Source organism: Pedobacter sp. FW305-3-2-15-E-R2A2 (assembly GCF_038446955.1).
Taxonomy (GTDB): domain Bacteria; phylum Bacteroidota; class Bacteroidia; order Sphingobacteriales; family Sphingobacteriaceae; genus Pedobacter.
The window spans coordinates 4704001-4722953 of record NZ_CP151803.1; the positions used below are offsets into that span (position 1 = coordinate 4704001).

Sequence of the window (18953 nt, forward strand, 5' to 3'; positions counted from 1 at the left end):
TCTGATAAATGAAATAATGATTATTTCATTTGATTAGATGATTATTTCGCACAAAGATATTTTCGCGGGCACAAACAGAATGGTAAAAATTCATTGTATTTTTGTAATAATTAATCAACGACTATGAAACGTTTCAATGGCTATCATTCTTTAAATGTCTTTCGGTTAACACTTGATGAATGGACATTTCCTACACACAATCATAACTTTTATGAATTTATATATGTAGAAAAAGGAGTTGGTAATCATGTTTTAAATGATAAGTCATACGCTTATACAGAAGGAGATGTCTTTTTGTTGAGGCCTGAAGATGCGCATTATTTTGAGATCAGTGAAAACACCCATTTCATCTTCGTGAAATTTACGGAACAACTTTTTATAGAGAAACTGGAAGGCGGAAAAACAGCCAAATGGATGGAAGTTATTAAGACTTTATTACAAAATCCTACATCGGTAAACGGAAGTCTCGTCACTGACATGCAGGATAAAAAACATCTTTCGCACTTATTGCAGATCCTGTTGATCGAGTTCACCAAGACCTGTGCCTATAGCCGGGAAGTTGTTCTGGAACTTTTTGGAGCGATCATGATGATGGTAGCGAGAAGTCACTCCACCGCTCAATACGGACATCAATGCCCAAGTAATACTGAGCTTGACAAGCTAAATCAAATCCTCAGCTACATCAGGCTGCACACCATGGATGCAGAAAAGATGCGCATCGAAAATATCGCAGAAAAGTTTGCAATGTCGCCCAATTACATCAGCATTTACATCAAAAAACACAGCAACGCTTCGATACAGCAGCATATCGTCCAGACGAAACTAAAAGCTGCCGAACAATTGCTTAAGAATGGTCGTCATAACATTAATGAAATTGCTTCAAAGTTAGGTTTTACGGATGCGAGTCATTTCAATAAAACCTATAAAAAACACATGGGAATGAGCCCTAAGTTTGCGCGGCAAGTACTTTAATGCTCATTGCTACCCATTGTTTTTTAGAGGTCATGATGCTTTCATTGTTTATGTGTTTGGCATTAGAAGTTAACCCAGGGAAAATCGCCATTCACAGTCCCTGGAAATTTTAGCAAATCATTGCCTGGAATTCCTTCAAAAACGGGTTGAACCGTCGGATTTGAAGGGTAGGTACTTCCATTGAACTTCATCAGATGGTTCTTGCCGCCACTACTCAGGATCAGGTCTTTCCAGCCTTTGGTATTGGTTCCGGCAACAAGCACCGGATAGTCTGTAACTGTAAATTTAGTGATTTGCTGACCTTCATGATCGAGCAATAGAAAAGTACAGCCACCCGAACCACAGAAATATGGACCGGTTAATCCTACAAAAATTTCTTTCTTACCATCCTCATTAAGGTCATATTCAAAAAGAATAAATTTCCTGCTGGCTTCCGAAACGATATTTTTGGATAAATCGTCCCTGAGCATTGTCGTCAGTCTGAGTTTTACAAGTTCAACAGTGTTTTCGTTATAGTTGTTAACTTCCGAAGAATCTTTTGCTGCGGTTGTCGTTGTCAGCGAATCCTTTTTTTCTACAGTGGTGTTATTTTTTGGTGTAGACTGGCAACTAAAAAGGAATATACTGGCGACAAAAAAAGTGATTAGAGGGATCTGTTTCATATAGATAAATTTGTTTTTAATGTTAAAAGTGGGAAGAGCTGAAGGTGAGTACTGGCCCCCTGATGATTTGCATCCATTTTCAGTACTTCAGTAAACACGTTTTTGGCCTCATCAAAACTGCCAAGACCGAGATGGCCCAAACCAACCAGATAACTGCAATGGATGTAATTCTTTAAATCAAGGTCCTGATCAAACACCAGTAAATCAGGAAGAGACACCGCAAAGTAGTCGATCCTGATCTCATCATTCAGGTGTTGCTTACCGAACTGAATAAAGCGTTCAAAGATTTCCCTTGCCTTATCGGCCTCATTGAGCTTTAACGAGGCAAGTCCCTGATAGAAAATCTGATCCGGCTGCGGATCATTATAAAATATGGCCTGTACAGGTTCTTTCGGGCCTTTCGTAGCCATCAAAAACTTCTCTTTTGCCTGATCTGCCAAATTCATTTGCTCATAAATGCAGCCCTGCAGATAGTGAATGTCATTTTCCTGTGCGCCATACAACTTGCCTTCGCCCAGGTTATGCGGGTACTGTTCCGTAGCCGAAAGTAGTTCCAATGCAGTTTGGTATTCACTTTCCATCAATGCTTTTTTGGCCAGGCCAGTGTGGCAAAGCAGGTATTGGCCTACGACTTTTCCTTCTCCCCCTTCCCAAGGATGAAACTGCCTTCCTGCAAGAAGTACTTTTGCTTCCTCAAAGCGACTTAACTGATTACATAAAGTCACTTTTTCCAGGTATAAGTCATCACGGTAGTCCACCAGCTCCGGATATTTTTCAAACAGTTCCAGGCGGCGTTCCGGATCATATCCCAGTTTTTTATACAACTGATCGAGTTCCATAAATACCCGGGCATCCTTTATATCCAGGCTGAAAGCTTTCTCCAATTCAATTAAGGCCCGGTCCGAATCCTTCAACTGATTCTGATAAGCCAGTGAAAGGTTACGGTGTGCTGTTGGAAAAACAGGATCTGAAGCAACAGAATTTTCCCAGCACGCAATGGCTTCAGGGAATTGCTGCTTACCAAACCAAAAATTCCCCAGATAATAATGGGCTTTGGGATCATTGGGATTCAGAGCAATGGCTGATAACAGCACGTTTACATCTTCAATACGATGCGGGAAACAGAAATCAGGGATCGCCTGCTGTCCTTCTCTGAGATATCCGCTTGCACGCTGCTCATCTCCAATCTCAAGGCAACACCAGGCCATATAATAATATACCATCGGATACACGGCTCCTTTCTGTTCCCTGACATAAACAGATAACAGTGCAATCGCCTCCTCAAATAATCCGGCATGACTGTAGTCCAGTGCACATTCTATATAGTTGTGTACATCTTGCCTCATCTGCTGTACAAAATGGGCCGCCGACAACTCCGAAGCGCTTAGCGCTCCAGTTTCCATCTGTATGACATATCTTTCGTACAAACATCCGAAATTAAAAGGATCAATAGACAGCGATGCTTCTATAAAAGACAATGCCTCTTCCACCCTGTTCATTTTATGGAGGATAGCCGTTTTAAGGTGACGTACCGAATGTGCCTGTCCATTGCGCGACAGTGATTTATTCACCAGATATAAGGCATCTTCAAAATCTCCTTTTTCTGATGCAATCCTTGCCAGTGCAAAAAAACCGGCATCCTGCCATGGGGCATTCCAGGTGGATTTATAAATTGCTTCATAAGCTTCATCCAGTTTCCCCTGCATCTTTAAAGAGCAACCCAGGTTATAATAAGGCTCCCCATCGTAAGGATTTGGATTCCTGAGTGTCAAAGTCTTTATCGCCCTGCGGAAAAAAGGTTCAGCTTTAGCAAATTGTCCACGTCTCATGTACCATAAACCCATTGCATTGTTACAACGGACATCGGATGGCTCCCGCTTTATTGCTTCCAGATAATAATCTGTCGCCACATAAGTAGCATGTCTATATTGCTCAATATGTAAGCCATTCAGGTATAACTCTTCGATAGAAACAATGTCTGCAGGATCTTTTGCCGCTGTTGCAGCCGGGGGGATTTCTTTAGGAACTGTTTCTTCCTGTTCATAGCTGATCAGGAGCTTATGGTCTTCGCTTTCTACGCGTACACTGATACTTTCCTGCCTTACGACTGTATTTAACGGAATGCTTTTTTCGAATATTGAAGAAGGAGAAAGGTCAAAAACACTGGCATCAACAAGCACTTCATTTACAAATAACTTAACTACTGCAGAAGGGAATGCCGATGTCGCATAGACTTTTATGTCGACATTATTTTGATTGATTTCCACATTCAGCATCGCCTCTTTACTGGCATTTTTAACAGCGCCAACTTTTGCATAAGGCATGAAATACTGTTCAAATGTCTTTTCCTCATTTGGTTGTAACCAGGAAAAATCAGGTTGATTATCAGTAAATACACCCGTCATCAGTTCTATATATGGCCCATCCTCATCGGTCAGATTTCTGTCCCAGGATTGTCCGAAATCGCTATTTCCCCAGGTCCATTGTTTCTTTCCCGGTGCAACATGGTGATTCGCTACATGCAGCATTCCTGCTTCCGTATCGTGTTCATAGCCACCAATAAAATTATATTCAGACCGGATCGCCATATAAGAAGTAGGGACCGGAATATTTTTGTAACAGGAGATATCAGTTCCGGGCGCATAATCCTTTTTATAATAGGTTCCTGTAGCGATCGGAAAATCAGAAACATCTCTTTTTCCATGATCAAAAACCGCATATACATCCGGTGGGAAAACAGATTGATAATGGTCGTTCACCTTTACCGCGGGGTTTGCCCACCACAAAAAGGTTTGCGGAAATGGGGTACGGTTATATATTTTGCCTTTAACTTCCAGATAAGCCTTATCGGGGTATAAGGTGAAACCTGCCATTCCCTTCGTCCTGGTCATTAGCTCCAGCTCATTTACCCAAATCGTTTTGCTGCCGTCAGCATGTTCCTCTATCGTAAAATCCACTGCATCAAAAGTACTTGGGCGATGATGTTGCGGCCAGTTAAATTCGATACCACCGGAAATCCATGGGCCTGTTAAGCCAACCAAAGCGGGTTTGATCACCTGATTATAATAGATAAAATCACGGTTTCGAACCTTATCAAAAGCCCTTTGGATGCGGCCGCCCAGTTCAGGAAGCACCATGATTTTCAGAAATTCATTTTCTATATATACTGCTGTATATTCCTTATCGGTCTTTTCGTCGGAGATCTTTTCAATTACAGGATTTGGATACACCGCTCCTGTACTGCCCTGATAAACCCGCTTATCCAGAAAAATTGGATTCTTCTCTGCTTTACCTGTTTCGTAAGTGGGGATGATAACTTTCTCTATCCATGCTTTTACTTCCATAATATTGCTTCTTAATAGGTATGTTATTGATTAATGAGGTGTAAATACCGATTCCAGTTCTTCCAGGGTCTTTCCTTTGGTCTCCCTGACCTTTGCCCTGATGAAAAGAAAGCCCAGCATACAGATCCCCGAATAGAGGTAAAAGGTATTGTGCATTCCAATCCATTTTGCCAATACCGGAAAGGTAAAAGTGAGAATAAAGTAGGCTGCCCATAAACACAATACCGCAATGGATGAGGCGGCGCCTCTCACATGATTCGGAAAGATCTCCGAAATCAATACCCAGGTTACCGGACCAAGGGAAATGGCATAGGTTCCGATTGCCGCCAATAGAAACAGGCCGACCAAAGCAGAATGAACGGCAAGTAGCTGCGCAATCACCACATATAATATGGCCAGCGCAACCGCTCCAAACAACATCAATGGCCGTCTCCCGATCTTGTCCACAAGAAACATGGCCAGGATCGTAAAAAACAAGTTGACACCTCCTATAAAAACCGTTTGTAATAACTGATCGTCCTTTGACGCGCCAATACTGGCGAAAATATTAGATGGGTAATTGAAGACGACATTGATGCCGCAGAACTGCTGAAAAACAGCCAGAACAATTCCAATCATTACAGCTGGAAACACCGCTTTTTCAAATACCGCCTTATAACTGATCTTTTGATTTCCTGTCAAAGAAAGCTTAATCAGTTCCATCGAACTATTTGAAAAATCTTCTCCGCCAATTTTCTTTAAAACATCCAGTCCTTTTTGTTCCTTTCCGGCCTTGAGTAACCATCTTGGACTTTCCGGCAACCAGATAACCCCCATAATAAATAACACAGAGGGAACTGCACCCAGGCCAAACATCCATCTCCAGGCATCAGGGCCGCTATTTCTGAGAGAGTAATTGATCAGATTGGTGATCAGAATTCCAAGCACAATGGTCAGTTGATTGATGCTCACCATTCTTCCTCGGTATTGGGCCGGAGATACTTCGGCAATATACATCGGCGACAATAGTGAGGCCATACCCACTCCTATTCCAGCCACAAAACGTGCAGTAATAAAAACACCCAGACCAGATGCAAAGGCCATGGCCAATGAAGAAATGCCAAAAATAAGGGCTGCGAGAAATAACCCCGGCCTGCGACCATACTTATCGGCCACCCTGCCTGCAGTTAAACAGCCGATAATCGCGCCAAGGGCTAGTGACCCGGTAGCAAAACCTTCCCAGTATTCGTTCAAACCAAACTGGTCACGCAAAAAGGGCAATGCTCCCGAAATAACGGCGAAATCAAAGCCAAAGAGATATCCACCCAATGCAGAGATGAAGGAGATGGATAACAGGTACGAAGTTTTAAAATGTGGCATTTGTTGGTTTAGGTTAAAATATCAAATTTGAATTATATTAATTATTTGCTTTCTACAAAGACCAGTTCATCGATCATGGCATTACTTCCTGCAAGAGATTCGATACGAACCTTCAGTTTTCCATCATTGGTATCTTCCCTCATAACGAACAGTTTTACCCATTTCCCTTCTTTGTCCAGCTTTCCGGTAGTAAACTCCCGGCCTTCAATCCAGATTTTAGCATCCCTGCTTTCGTTATTCCAATCGGCGAAATGAATAAACAATTCCCCGATTACCCCCTGAGGAGGGTTGATCTCCAACTCCATTTTCTTACCATACCAGGCCGCTTTATTATCCCAGGTCCAGATGCCTTCTGTCCCACGCAGTTCATACATTGTATTGCGTTTCAATACTGCCGTACTTTCCGTTGCTTTGGCATACAATAAAGCGTCTGCGAAGACTGCCGGAACAGGGATCTTGCTTTCCGCTTGATTGATTAACGGAAAGCTCTTTTTCAGTACTTCGGCATCAACTTCTATATCTGGGTTAAAATCATTTGTATTAACATAATTTAACAAGCTATACCTGAATTGTTTTGCTACCGGATTTTTAGCCGCCTGAACATCATAACCACAAATCAGCAGTTTTCCTTTCCCAACTTTACATTCCAGCAATGTGCCCAGTTTTTCATTAAGATGAAAATCACTGATTGGCTGTGCCATAGGCTTGATGCATTCCGGCCATCCGGCCAGCTTAAATGCACGGCCTCCTTTACTGATAGATTCCCATTGCCAATCTGTCCAGGACGCTGTAGGAAAGTCTCGGTATACTGGATGTTTATCGTTGATATAAGCACCTAATGTGGTATTTTCCTGACCAGGAAAAAATACATTAGACCAAAATAAAGGGCTAAAAAACACGGGCCTGAAGCTTTCCGTATTGCCCAGCTTTGCAGCATAGAGTACTACTGTCTTTCCATTTTGCAATGCCTCCATCGTTTTTTCATCCAGCACATCAGTTTCGGTCACCTGAGCAGAAGAAGCTTCGGCAGCACGCTCAGGATAGATCCACAAATCCCATTCATTGCGGTAGGTTGTTCCAGGCAAACTCAGTAACAACCTGGCTTTAGTCGCCTTATCAATTTTCTCTAAAGCTACATTTATGGTTCCTACCTGCTTTACCTCTCCTCTTTTAACAGTTACAGATTCGAGTACTCCTGTTCCAAGAACAGTATTGTTCTCCGTTCTTATTTCCCAATTTAAGTTGTTGATCAGGTCAGCGCTTCCATAATTAGCCAGTTCGAGGGAAGCGTTAAATGTTTCTTTACTTTCCCAAACGAACTTTTTAATTCTCGCCAGCGGAACTACGGCATTGTTGTATTGCTTAAAATATTCCGGGGAAGTGCTGCCTTTATCATCATAAAACACATCCAGCCAACCCACCAGCGCTTCTCCCTGCCCCTGATAATCCTGCATGCTCAGCATTTGAAAACCAGCACAGGAAGGTGTACGGTAAAAATTCTCGATTAGACTCTTGTATAAAACCCTTTGCAATGCGCCGCTGGCTTTATGAAAAACTTCGTCCTGCTTTTCTAAACCGTTGGCAACGGCCGAGGCTTTACAGACTTCCAGGTTCCGTGCTTTGAGTACTCCGGTATATTTATCAATTTCAGACCACAAAGGATATATTGGAAACTGCCCCACTTCATGAGCTAGGATAGGAATATTACTTTTGGAATAATTCTTCTCCAGATCGTAATCTGAACGTGCGCCCTGCAGTCCATAGGTACCACCCACATTTGGAATGTTATGTGTAGCAGAAAAATCATCCACCGGCATAATTTTTCTCGCTGTGGAAACCGCATATAACCTTCTGCTGTCCGTTGCTTTTAGCTTTTTGATCCATTCCTGCATCACGTCGAAATCAGAATTCCCCAACTCATTGCCAATACAAAGCATGGTAAAAGAAGGGTGATTTCCGTAAGCATCCAGCATACGCTGCATTTCGTCCTGCACGAACTTATCCGCCGAAGGATTTTTCCCCAGGCCTTTTGGCAATCCCTGGGTCAGCATATCCGGGCGGTCTTTAGGTGGATCTGTCATCCACCAATCGATCCAGATCGTTTCCGCCTGAATATAGATCCCCAGTTTATCTGCCGCTTCAAAAGCAGCCTCCGGAGGACACCAGGAATGAAAGCGAACATGGTTGAGGCCATACGATTTATAGATTTTAAAAATCCTTTCCCATTCTTTTACATCACAGGAAGGATATCCTGTAAGTGGGAAATGAACACAGTCCAGGTTTCCACGCATAAATACCGGGGCATTATTGATCAGGACTTTAGAGGCAGAATGGCTGATGCTGCGAAAGCCAAAGTCGACAGTTGTTTTATTTTTATTTTGCAGTTCTGCCGTCACGCGATAGCGATTGGGCGAAAACTCGTCCCATAGTTTAACCGGAAAATTTAGCTGTAAACGATGCGTTTGTCTTTCTGCGACAGACAATGCCAATGCTTTGCTGAATACCTTTTTATTGGTCTGCAAATCCAGAATGGTATACAGCACGCTCGTCATTACAGGATTTTCAAGCTTCAATTTCAGCTCCAGTATTTTGTTCGGCGCATCAGGAAAAACCTGCAGGTCCGTCAGCTTTGTCCTCGCCTTTGCGCGCAACTCTATTTTCCCTGCAACGCCGTTCCAAATGCTTTGTGTATACTCCGTATACACATGCCCCTTATCGCCGATATTATAGATCATGCCGTTGTCAATTCTTAATACTAAAGTGTGTTTACCCGGCTTTAATTTTCCGAGCGCGTGAAGGTGTGGTACCGCTAGTGCATCTCTGCTGGTCAAAGGCTTCCCATCAACCCATACTTTCGATTCCCACATCACCCTTTCCAGAAACAACTCTACCTCTTTTCCCTCCCAGTTTGCAGGGATGTTGATTTCCCTGCTGTACCATGCCTTTCCAACATACTTGTAAGCCCTTGATAAAATACCGTAATCGGCTCCTTCGGTTTTACTTCCCTTTTTACCCTCATCGGTAGAGCCGGGAAGCGCGATATTGTCTTTAAGTTGATGTTGATACCAGCGCTCTTTCTCTCCATTTCCAGAAGGGTCCAGCTGGAAATTCCAGGAACCGGCAAGTGAAAGGTTTTCCTGCGCAAAGGCCAACTGCCCCATTGCCACAAAAAGAAAGAAACAGGTAAAGAATCTCATAAATTGTACTTTTTAAATTGAAATTAAAATAGATCAATTGATCAAATACAAACATAAATGAACCGCGGTTAGTTAGAATGGATATTATATTGGTAATGATGGATTATTCTATGAATTCGTTACTCTAAATAATTTGATATCTTGTATTTCAAATAAAAATCAAATGCGACTGATCATATTTATGATGGCGATCTTGTCTGTTTTCGAAGCTGCCGGGCAAAACAAAAAGTTAAAAAACGAATTTTTAGAGCCAACGCCGAGAGAAGAACTACACCATGAACTTGCAAATGAATGCTTCAATTCCCATAAATACAACCGACTTCAACGCTTAAAGATCTATCCCTTTAATAAAGCAAAGGAGATTAAGCTCATATCCTTTAAAGCAGACGATTTTATTCCTGTTAAAAATAAAAATATTGACTACTCCCGGGTCAACGAAAGCCAGCTACTCAACCCGGGCCAAACAGACGAATTAACCGATATTTTACACAATATTGGCTACGACCCGAACTTCAAAGTAAAGTATAGAATAACAAATCTATACAAATGTTATGAACCCAGAAACGGCATTTTGTTTTTAAATTCGGAAGGAAAAGCCTTCGAATTTATTGAAATATGCTTTGAATGCGATCGTACACGCAGTTCCTCAAATAAAGTTAAGGAAGGCATATTCTGCAATCAGAAGTTTAGCTTGTTAAAAGATTTCTTTAAAAATACAGGTATTAAATATGGTTTAACGAGAGATCCGATATTAAGTTATCCTGAAATACTCCAGCTGAAGGATACTTCAGATTTACTCCATCAAACCAGAATCAAATTAGAAAATAAAGTAATAAATGGTGACGATATAAGTCGGTTAAGCAACACTGAGCAAAAATTGCTGTTTCTTTTTAATTCACAAATTATTTACCGCGTCACAGGATCTGGATTGTTAGAATTCTATTTTAATTATTCCGGGGAATTCTACCAACAAACAGCCAGTATTCTGGCCGAAGTTGGGGCGGTAGAGACTTTGGCAGCATTGAAATCCTCCATTTTACAATGGCCCGGAGAAAATCTCCCAAAAAGCAGGGCAGCCAGACGAAAAATCTTGTATAGAATTGTAAATGAAGTCGCTCCCAAATGGCAAACTTTAGAAAAAGGGCTATATCTTCGTCAAATAGACGATAGTGGAGAAGTCCTAATTCAAAAAGAAGATCTGGACGGTTTGATATTTAACTATCTTATTGCCAACAAAGACCTGTTAAAAGATTAGAAAGTAACCTTTAACAGGTTAACTATGCAGTCAAAACGGCATAATTACCCGTACTTTTCTGTCTCGCATAGTAATGTAGTTGTACAATTTCCAATTGCTGCTCCCGAACAATAGACGCGGTAAAAAGAGAGTTGTTGCTCTGAAGGTCGAATTGGAGCGGAACCCTCAAAACCCTCCCATTGGTTAGAGAAAATACGGCCCATACTTCAAAATCCTCATGAGGCCAAAAAGATTTAGGGGTTCCTTCGGTAATTTTGCATCCGCACATCATTTCTACAAACACCGCTAATAATCCCGCTTGTGGATCTGATTTAAGCACCAGCCCAGGCACAGTCAGGTTTACCTCATACAATTCCCGCAAGGGACTAAGCATCAGACTCTGGGAAATCGTTAACGTTTGTCCCTGAGGCTTAGGAATCACAGCGGTAAGAATTGCAGCTTCTTCCCCGTTGATCTGAATTTCGGTACTTCCGTGAATGGTGTTTACATCTGAGGTTAAGTAGTTGACTTTTGGCGCATCACTTCCATTCATTTGCAGGATAGGCATACAGCTGCTACTTCCCAAACTAAAGAAATCACCAATATTCCCGTCGTCTGTATTGCTCTGCAACTGGTAAGGCAAACAGACGGTTCCTTGCGAATAACTAAGTGTAATAATGACATCATCCGTTTGGTAGGCATGAGGTCCAAGAAATTTCCCTCCAAGTGCCTGCAGGTAAACTTTAAGTGTTGCTTTAGTACTCATATTTATCTGTATTTTAATTAAGTTAGTCCAACATCTTTGGCAAAATTCCGATAGCAAAACCAGCTATATCAGCGGTTGAATTAGACAGCAAAACAATTGCAGTTTTTTTCTTTACATTGATTGCCAAAAAACTCCGGCTCCCACCGGTTGCGCCATCATGAAAATAATACACCTCTTCTCCTGACTGTGTTAAATGCCAGCCTAAGCCAATCTTAGGTTGTTTTGAAAAAGTAACTTCATGCGTAAGATCAAATGCTTTTGATAAATCAGAATGTCCGGTTTCCATATTATTCTTTGCATAGATCAGTAAATCATTAACGGTAGATTTAAGCGCTCCGCAGCCCGCAAGCGCATCAAACTCCCAGGTTTTAGTTTCCAGCCCCCTTAAACCATAAACCTTCGCAAAATCCTTGTTCAATTCAGGTGTTAATTGCTGAAACGTACGCTTCATTTTTACCGGATCAGTGATGATTTCTTTGATAAGTTTTTCATAGTTTTTTCCACTGATTTTTTCCAGAATCAGTGCCAGCAGACCGGGGCCTGTATTTGAATATGCATAAACAGCTCCAGGAACAGTAGTTAATTTACAGGTTTTAAGACTGGCAAAAAGCAACTGTCGCGTATAGTTTTTATAAGGATTTAAATAATCTGTGCTTTTATTAAAAAAATTATCTGGTAAGCGGGGTAACCCGGAAGTATGGTTGCTTAAATTTACGATGCTAATTTTCTGGAGCTCTGGATTTAAAGCCACAGAATCCGGGAGATATTTAGTGATCGGATCTGTTAAACTGATTTTTCCTTTCCTTACATAATATGCTAATATCGCAGAAGTAAACGTTTTAGTAATAGAACCAACCTCAAAAATAGTATTGCCATCAGGAATTTGCCCCTTTTCCTTTTGAGTAGTGCCATATCCATAAGTATAGGTTTTTCCGTCTTTGATGATCCCAATACTCAGACCTACCGCATTTGGATACTTCATAAAAGGTATGAACATCGAATCTACCGTGTTGTCCATTTTAGATTTCAATGGATTCGAAGTAAGAATGGGTCCGGTTAATGGTAGGTTGTATTGGGCCATTGTCATTAATGGTCCAAGGCTCAGTAATAAAACTAATGCTTTAAAATAAGTAAGTTTCATCATTTAAATCAGGTCATAAATCACTCGCGCTTAATTATTGAAAAATCATCACCTCTCTAACCAAACGCAGAAGCCATTCTTTTAACGAAAATAGAGCTAAATATTCATATTTAATAAATAATTATAATTGTTAGTAAATACACAAATTCAAAAGCATAATTTTAGACCATCATAAACCATAATGCAGGAATTAAAGAAAGTCATTAACAACTATCGGGAAGAAAAAGAGATATCCATTCTTGAAGATTTCAGGTTTATCCATAATGGTAAAACCAGCTATCATGAAGTCTTTGATTCAAATTACTGGAAAAGAAAAGACCTGATTTTTGAATTGTATCAGGATTATGGCTTAGCGGACAAACCCTTGATAAAATGGTTGTTAACTGAAGAATTAAAAGCTTCTGAAATAAACACACCAGTTTATACTGTAGACCTTTGTGCATTTATGTTATACAAGTATATGGAAATGGAGGATATCTATATGCTTTACGAGGCTAAATTTGGTGCAGGAACGGATCTTCAGGTATATGTAGATATAGAGCTTTTATTTGGGTTCGACAGCAATGAAACCAAAACATATCTCGAAAACAAACAGAAAGACAAACGGAAAAATAAAAAGATCCTAAAAGCGATTGACTACTATGTGCAAAATCCAGACGCAAGATTCAGGTCGAGAACCGCATATATTGAGCATTTTGAAACACAAAAAATAAAGGGGATAAGAGCCGACCTGGCAGAATTAGCGGAAAACAATTGAAAGCAGGAAAACAATTGGAATAATAAGGTGTAAATCAAATTAGTTCGTAGCTTTGGAAAGAAAAAAACATTAACATGGCAGTATTACATAGAAAAGAAGAGAAAATTGAAGTCGTGCTGAGTAAGCTTCCAAAAGACTATACAGACAAACAATTCGTTGACACCTTTATTCAGCTCTATTCTCTGGATTGGGGAAAGATAAAAGCCAATTACATTAAGCAATCTCAAGATAAAGAACCGGGAGCAATCATTACGATGCCAAAACCTGAACTTTACTTAAAAAGTATTTTAGAAACCTACCTTGAAAATTTAAAGGAAAGCAAAGGCGGTAAATAATAAAAATCCGGTACAATTGATGTTGTACCGGAATAAAATTCTTAGACGTAGGCTTGCTGCTTAAAGCGCATGGCTGATCTTATGATAGTAGATGTAGGACACCGCTAAAATGACCATCACAATTAATGGAAAGAATCCGTTAAAGCCAAAACCATCTACTGCAAAAGTACTTACACTGGCGGCAATAAAATCAAAGCCAAATCCCGCATAAGCCCATTCCTTTATACGCTTAGGCGTTTTTGGAATAATCAAGGCTATTGAGCCCAGCACTTTAAAGACCACGAGCATCACTCCGAAATACTCAGGATACCCCAGGTGTCTGATTCCTTCTTTCGCGAGCTCTGTTTGAGAAGTCAATGCAGGCATCACTCCTTCAAACAGGAAAATCAGGGTGGTTGTAATCCAATAAATTATTTTATTCTTTTTCATTTTGATTGGTTTATTTAAGGTTCATTTACCATTTCAAAATTAAGCTCGAATTCCTGGTTTAGACTAGTGTAAAAACGACATATTCAGGGGGCAAATCAGACAAGAGGATGTTGATTCGTTTATTTACTTATTTTGAGGCCATTTAAGAAGGCCAGTTTCACATAAACTGATTCAGCAAACTCAGCGTGCATCAAATTAATTTGCTCTTCCCCTGCTAGCGCTTTGTAAAGATTTAGAACCAGACCTTTTCCTCTGGAATCAGCAAGATAATTGAGGAAGAACTCTTGTGCTGCTTCTGCTTTTCCAAGGCAAAGCATGAAAGCCAGCGGACTTAAGTGTTTATGAGCATAAGGGTTAAATTTCGTTCCGTTACGCGCCAAAAATGGGATGGCTTTTTCTGTGTTTTCAAACAAGTCAAAAATAGGTAACGCATACGTCTTTATCGTGTCAATGATTTCAGCAACTGCTGTTTCCTGGATGTTTCCGGAAACATTCCATGATTTCCATTCCTTAAAGTGAGTAATATATCCCAGTTGTTCTCCATAGATCATTGCATTCCCATATTCGCCATCATTTTGCTCCATTAACCATTTCTTTAATCGCTTTGAGGAAATAAGAAGATGTGGTAACAGCTTCACAAAACCAGTACTGTTTAAGGAGCTGGACTGGAAAAAGATCTCAAAAGTAATGTCCTTATCGATAGTCGTCTTTTTTAAGCTTTGTCCATTCTTGCTCGCTTTAAATCCAAATCCTGCAAGACCATCACTGATCTGACTACATGCGGCTAAAAAAGTTTCTCTTGGATTCATAGGGGCTATTTTACCTTCAAAACTAAACATTTTTGTCTGATCGGCAAGGCGCAATTTCCCGGGTGATATTACCGTGGAATTGTCAAAAAACAAGGCCAGCTATTTGATTATTAAAAACTATAACTACATTTACGTAATTGATTACGTAATTAAATATATAGATGAACATTTATAATACCGTTGGGAAGATGGCGATTGGAAGTCGCCTCCGCAGATTAAGCGAATTGATGATGGATCAGGCAGGGGAAATTTATGCATTATACGGAATCGAACTGCAGGCAAAATGGTTTCCTGTAGTTTATGCACTTTCTGGCGGAGCTGAAAAGTCCATCACGCAAATCGCACAGGAGATCGGTCACTCCCACCCCTCAGTAAGCACCATTGTTAAAGAAATGGTGAAACAAAAAATAGCAAAAGAAAGTCCGGGTAAAGACGATGCACGTAAAAACTTCGTAAAACTTACAGCCAAAGGACTTGCAATTAAAGAAAGCGCCAAGATCCAATTTGAGGATGTAAATTCTGCGGTTGAAAATATGCTTGGTGAAAGTCAGTATAACCTGTGGAAAGCCATCGAAGAATGGGAGTTTTTACTTGGTCAGAAGAGCATGTTAAAAAGAGTAGAAGAAGAAAAGAAATTGAGAGAAAGCAAGGCTGTAGAGATCGTACCCTACAATGACAGCTATCAGCAGGCATTTAAAAAGCTGAATCAGGATTGGATCACCACCTATTTTAAAATGGAAGAAGCCGATTTTAAGTCGCTGGACCATCCTAAAGAATACATACTGGATAAAGGAGGCTTTATTTTCATTGCACGCTATCAGGGAAGCCCTATAGGCACCTGCTCGTTGATCAAAATGGACAACAATACCTTTGAACTGGCCAAGATGGCGGTATCAGATGAAGCAAAAGGAAAAGGAATTGGCTTTATGTTAGGCAATGCATTAATTCAGAAAGCAAAAGAAGAAGGAGCTAAAAGATTATACCTGGAAAGTAATACCATTTTGAAACCGGCAATCAACCTTTATCACAAGCTGGGTTTCAAAAAAGTCACAGGAATTCCTTCTCCGTATGAACGATGTAATATCCAAATGGAGCTTATCTTTTAAAATCAGTATAGAAAATCATTAAAAAGAAGATCATCGCAATAGAAAAACAAGTTGTTTTTGCCCTTAAAGGCTAGAAAAAGGCAGTTTTACAAAATATTTTAAAATATTTCAATCTTTATTTGGAAAACCAATTAGGATTTGTACTTTTGCGCCGGAGAGTTGGCAGAGTGGTCGATTGCGGCAGTCTTGAAAACTGTTGACTTGTCAAAGGGTCCGCGGGTTCGAATCCCCCACTCTCCGCTAAATGGTGATCAAAGCCATACAAAAAGCCTGCAAATCATACGATAGCAGGCTTTTTGCATTTTAGAGGTACCCAAAACATGCACCGTTTCCCATCCTGTAGGTGAGCGATTCGGTGAGTAGTTTTGGAAATTGAAATGACTCACCGAATTTCGTATATCTATTTGATATACAACCATCCAAACGATAAGGTATACTAAACATCGCGCATCATGTTTTCAATATCAGACACACTCATAGCTTTTGCATGCTGCGATACGATTACTTTTTCAACCCGTCAATCATGTTATGTTGTTTGGGAACAATAATTGGGTTGAAAGAACCATCTCGATCCCTGGGGACCTGAATAGCCATGTCACCTTGATCACTGTGAACTTTTTTCTTCGTGTGATTTACCGAGATCATCCAAGTAGTGAATGTTATACACATTTAATTGCTGTTATTATACACTTCAAACAATGAAGCGCTACGACGGGATCAATTATTTTATTTTCCTAAAAAAGACTCAAGTTCTGCTACAATTCGTTTAGATTGTGTATGATGTAGATAATGAGAACCAGGCAATAAGATTAGTTTTCCCTTATCCACGCTGTTGGCTTGCGCTTGATGCAGTTCTGTCCAGCCTTTGACAGCTGAGTTTTCGTCTGCAAATAATAAAACCGGTAAATCCTTCGGGAAAGATAATTTTTGAGCATCTTTAAAACTATTACTCAATGAAGTTGCTTCTCTGTGCAAAGTATTGTTTCCGGTTACTTTCATCGTAATCATATGTTCTTGTTCAAAACGGTGTACTTCTGATTCTTCTTTAGGTTTTTCATTTCCAAAAAACTTTAAAAATGCACGCATTACACCTACTTTGGCTAAAAAATCCATAGGTGCCGAATTATAACCCGGCCAAGGTTGTGTTGGCACACTGGTATCAATACCTACAAATGCGATTGCTTTACCTGGATAATTGTTAATGTATGCTAAGCTGTAAAGCCCAGCAATGGAATGCCCCATTAATATAAAACGATTAAGATTTAATTGTTTCACAACTTCATGGATTTCTTCCGACATATTATTCAAACTGCGTTCACGATTTGTTTCACTACTCAATCCATAACCAAAAGGTTCAATCGTGATCACTGTATACTTTTTGTCTAATTCTCTGATTAATGGTTCAAAATCTAATCTTGGGCTTGCCGTTCCAAATCCGGTGAGTAACACAACCGTGTCTGGATCATGGCCCTCTATTGTAATATTCATTGTACCGTCAAAAATTTTTATTTTTTGACCATAATCTTCAATTTTATCAGCTTCGATGCTTGAATTGACTTGATGAATCAGGAATGTCGTGATGAGTAGGATAGCGATTATGGCTACAATTCCTATGATTGTTTTAAAAAATATTTTTGATATTCTCATTATGAGCGAAGGACGGTTTTTATCCATTTTTTTAATTTCGGTATTATTTTGCAAGGTTACAGCTTCAATATTTAATCACTTGGGCATTTCGGAATGTTGATGCCAGTGTTTTCGGTCAACCTATGCCAATTATAAGATCATACAAATTTATAAAAAATACTGCGATTACTCCTGCTCTTAGTTCTTGCGCTTTCATTGCTACTACTTAATAAAAATTTCTGTAAATTTGTATTAAGTTAATACTGTGCTTACGACAGATCTCGGCGATAGAATTCTCTGCACGTAGCGCTTGCATCACGATCAAAATTTCTATTCTGCAGTGAAGATTCTTCGGGTACTGCGACGTACATCCTTGATAAAATTTTCGGGGATTGTTTTTTTGGTCTTCCCATAATGATTAAAGTTATTTTTTTTTAGGAAAACACTCTATTAGTTTTTAATGAATTATGTCCAAAAGACAAACTTTCTGAGCATAAAATTTCTGCGACCTATCATGTTGGAGAAAATTTTTGTTTTAAAATATTTATACCTAAATTTATTATACAGCATTTGCAGCTATAAAAAATATTAAGATCGGTGAGTGATTCGGTGAGTCACCAATCTCTACCCCTCGATACAATACTTTAAAGCGGGATTTTAACCGTGGGTACAGCTCCCCCACTCTCCGCAGCATGGTCATCAAAACCATACAAAAAAACCTTTAAATCTATGATTTAAAGGTTTTTTTGTTTAACAGTAATGCAAAAATCAGCACCAATTTCGGATCAAGACCAAATGTTCTGACATAATCGGTGAGTAGTTGGGCTTATTTTCGCGCTCAGGATTGTTTTCGCATGCTTTGCTTAACTTTTTCCCTATGCTGTTCACCCCAGGCACTTAGTTCAGCTATCACATTTTTTAAGGTTCTGCTATATACAGTCGCTTCATAAATAATACTCACCGGAGTGGTTGGATAAACCTTACGGGTGATAAAGTCATTCAATTCCAGATCTTTCAGTTCTTTGGCTAACACCTTGGGAGATATGCCAGTAACTTCCTGCTGAATCTCGTTAAAACGCTTTGATGATTGCACCAGACAAAGAATCACAGCCAGTTTCCATTTCCCATTAATAACATACAGTGCGTCAATTACGTTTTTGAGCGAGCCAGCACATTCTTCATGATCAGGAAGCACCTCATTTACAATGATTTTCAT

General features: G+C 39.9%; 15 protein-coding genes and 1 tRNA gene. 6 read left to right on the forward strand and 10 right to left on the reverse strand.

Going from position 1 to position 18953, the window contains the following annotated elements; translation table 11 throughout:
* Positions 1–123 precede the first annotated feature (123 nt).
* Entirely contained in the window at positions 124–972 is an 849-nt protein-coding gene (locus tag AAFF35_RS18995) for a helix-turn-helix domain-containing protein (RefSeq protein WP_342328110.1), read from the forward strand.
* 62 nt (positions 973–1034) lie between these two features.
* Here the strand turns inward: AAFF35_RS18995 and AAFF35_RS19000 are convergent, their stop codons facing one another.
* From AAFF35_RS19000 to AAFF35_RS19015, 4 genes are read right to left on the reverse strand one after another with little or no spacing between them, the layout of a single operon-like run.
* Entirely contained in the window at positions 1035–1634 is a 600-nt protein-coding gene (locus AAFF35_RS19000; RefSeq protein ID WP_342328111.1) for a hypothetical protein, read from the reverse strand.
* The gene (locus AAFF35_RS19005; RefSeq protein ID WP_342328112.1) at positions 1631–4978 is read right to left on the reverse strand and encodes a DUF5107 domain-containing protein; all 3348 of its coding nucleotides are present in this window, start codon (positions 4976–4978) and stop codon (positions 1631–1633) included. The genes AAFF35_RS19000 and AAFF35_RS19005 overlap by 4 nt, the downstream gene beginning before the upstream one ends.
* Positions 4979–5008: 30 nt before the next feature.
* The gene (locus AAFF35_RS19010) at positions 5009–6337 is read right to left on the reverse strand and encodes a sugar porter family MFS transporter (RefSeq protein WP_342328113.1); all 1329 of its coding nucleotides are present in this window, start codon (positions 6335–6337) and stop codon (positions 5009–5011) included.
* A 41-nt stretch (positions 6338–6378) separates the two neighbouring features.
* Positions 6379–9534 (reverse strand): sugar-binding domain-containing protein, encoded by a 3156-nt coding sequence (locus AAFF35_RS19015; protein WP_342328114.1) that lies wholly within the window; start codon positions 9532–9534, stop codon positions 6379–6381.
* A gap of 163 nt (positions 9535–9697) precedes the next feature.
* On the opposite strand from AAFF35_RS19015, the gene AAFF35_RS19020 reads away from it, so the two are divergent.
* Complete coding sequence (locus AAFF35_RS19020; RefSeq protein WP_342328115.1) at positions 9698–10789, forward strand: hypothetical protein; 1092 nt, start codon at positions 9698–9700, stop codon at positions 10787–10789.
* A gap of 22 nt (positions 10790–10811) precedes the next feature.
* On the opposite strand, the gene AAFF35_RS19025 is transcribed toward AAFF35_RS19020, so the two are convergent.
* Entirely contained in the window at positions 10812–11534 is a 723-nt protein-coding gene (locus AAFF35_RS19025) for a hypothetical protein (RefSeq protein WP_342328116.1), read from the reverse strand.
* A 22-nt stretch (positions 11535–11556) separates the two neighbouring features.
* Positions 11557–12678 carry a serine hydrolase domain-containing protein gene (locus tag AAFF35_RS19030; RefSeq protein WP_342328117.1) on the reverse strand — a complete coding sequence of 374 codons (1122 nt, stop codon included), beginning with the start codon at positions 12676–12678 and terminating at the stop codon, positions 11557–11559.
* Positions 12679–12856: 178 nt separating this feature from the next.
* Here AAFF35_RS19030 and AAFF35_RS19035 point away from each other — a divergent pair, with 178 nt between their 5' ends.
* Positions 12857–13432, forward strand: a complete 576-nt coding sequence (locus tag AAFF35_RS19035) for a hypothetical protein (protein ID WP_342328118.1) — start codon at positions 12857–12859, stop codon at positions 13430–13432.
* Between the two features lie 74 nt (positions 13433–13506).
* Positions 13507–13767 carry a hypothetical protein gene (locus tag AAFF35_RS19040; RefSeq protein WP_124582987.1) on the forward strand — a complete coding sequence of 87 codons (261 nt, stop codon included), beginning with the start codon at positions 13507–13509 and terminating at the stop codon, positions 13765–13767.
* 60 nt (positions 13768–13827) lie between these two features.
* Here the strand turns inward: AAFF35_RS19040 and AAFF35_RS19045 are convergent, their stop codons facing one another.
* Together AAFF35_RS19045 and AAFF35_RS19050 are read right to left on the reverse strand one after the other, a co-directional pair.
* Positions 13828–14196: a DoxX family protein gene (locus AAFF35_RS19045; RefSeq protein ID WP_342328119.1), complete on the reverse strand. Its 369-nt coding sequence runs from the start codon at positions 14194–14196 to the stop codon at positions 13828–13830.
* A 119-nt stretch (positions 14197–14315) separates the two neighbouring features.
* Positions 14316–15005, reverse strand: a complete 690-nt coding sequence (locus tag AAFF35_RS19050; protein WP_342328120.1) for a hypothetical protein — start codon at positions 15003–15005, stop codon at positions 14316–14318.
* A gap of 161 nt (positions 15006–15166) precedes the next feature.
* On the opposite strand from AAFF35_RS19050, the gene AAFF35_RS19055 reads away from it, so the two are divergent.
* Both AAFF35_RS19055 and AAFF35_RS19060 read left to right on the forward strand, forming a co-directional pair.
* Positions 15167–16111, forward strand: a complete 945-nt coding sequence (locus tag AAFF35_RS19055) for a bifunctional helix-turn-helix transcriptional regulator/GNAT family N-acetyltransferase (RefSeq protein WP_342328121.1) — start codon at positions 15167–15169, stop codon at positions 16109–16111.
* Positions 16112–16264: 153 nt separating this feature from the next.
* Positions 16265–16351, forward strand: a tRNA-Ser gene (locus AAFF35_RS19060).
* Positions 16352–16837: 486 nt separating this feature from the next.
* Here AAFF35_RS19060 and AAFF35_RS19065 read toward each other — a convergent pair.
* A complete protein-coding gene (locus tag AAFF35_RS19065; protein ID WP_342328122.1) occupies positions 16838–17812 on the reverse strand; it encodes an alpha/beta hydrolase in 975 nt (324 codons plus the stop codon).
* Between the two features lie 763 nt (positions 17813–18575).
* A complete protein-coding gene (locus AAFF35_RS19070; RefSeq protein WP_342328123.1) occupies positions 18576–18953 on the reverse strand; it encodes a helix-turn-helix domain-containing protein in 378 nt (125 codons plus the stop codon).

What these genes read in the sequence shown, in the direction of transcription:
- AAFF35_RS18995 (WP_342328110.1), top strand. Translation starts at nt 124, where the DNA reads ATGAAACGTTTCAATGGCTATCATTCTTTAAATGTCTTTCGGTTAACA.
- AAFF35_RS19000 (WP_342328111.1), bottom strand. Translation starts at nt 1,634, where the DNA reads ATGAAACAGATCCCTCTAATCACTTTTTTTGTCGCCAGTATATTCCTT.
- AAFF35_RS19005 (WP_342328112.1), bottom strand. Translation starts at nt 4,978, where the DNA reads ATGGAAGTAAAAGCATGGATAGAGAAAGTTATCATCCCCACTTACGAA.
- AAFF35_RS19010 (WP_342328113.1), bottom strand. Translation starts at nt 6,337, where the DNA reads ATGCCACATTTTAAAACTTCGTACCTGTTATCCATCTCCTTCATCTCT.
- AAFF35_RS19015 (WP_342328114.1), bottom strand. Translation starts at nt 9,534, where the DNA reads ATGAGATTCTTTACCTGTTTCTTTCTTTTTGTGGCAATGGGGCAGTTG.
- AAFF35_RS19020 (WP_342328115.1), top strand. Translation starts at nt 9,698, where the DNA reads ATGCGACTGATCATATTTATGATGGCGATCTTGTCTGTTTTCGAAGCT.
- AAFF35_RS19025 (WP_342328116.1), bottom strand. Translation starts at nt 11,534, where the DNA reads ATGAGTACTAAAGCAACACTTAAAGTTTACCTGCAGGCACTTGGAGGG.
- AAFF35_RS19030 (WP_342328117.1), bottom strand. Translation starts at nt 12,678, where the DNA reads ATGATGAAACTTACTTATTTTAAAGCATTAGTTTTATTACTGAGCCTT.
- AAFF35_RS19035 (WP_342328118.1), top strand. Translation starts at nt 12,857, where the DNA reads ATGCAGGAATTAAAGAAAGTCATTAACAACTATCGGGAAGAAAAAGAG.
- AAFF35_RS19040 (WP_124582987.1), top strand. Translation starts at nt 13,507, where the DNA reads ATGGCAGTATTACATAGAAAAGAAGAGAAAATTGAAGTCGTGCTGAGT.
- AAFF35_RS19045 (WP_342328119.1), bottom strand. Translation starts at nt 14,196, where the DNA reads ATGAAAAAGAATAAAATAATTTATTGGATTACAACCACCCTGATTTTC.
- AAFF35_RS19050 (WP_342328120.1), bottom strand. Translation starts at nt 15,005, where the DNA reads ATGAATCCAAGAGAAACTTTTTTAGCCGCATGTAGTCAGATCAGTGAT.
- AAFF35_RS19055 (WP_342328121.1), top strand. Translation starts at nt 15,167, where the DNA reads ATGAACATTTATAATACCGTTGGGAAGATGGCGATTGGAAGTCGCCTC.
- AAFF35_RS19070 (WP_342328123.1), bottom strand. Translation starts at nt 18,953, where the DNA reads ATGAAAATCATTGTAAATGAGGTGCTTCCTGATCATGAAGAATGTGCT.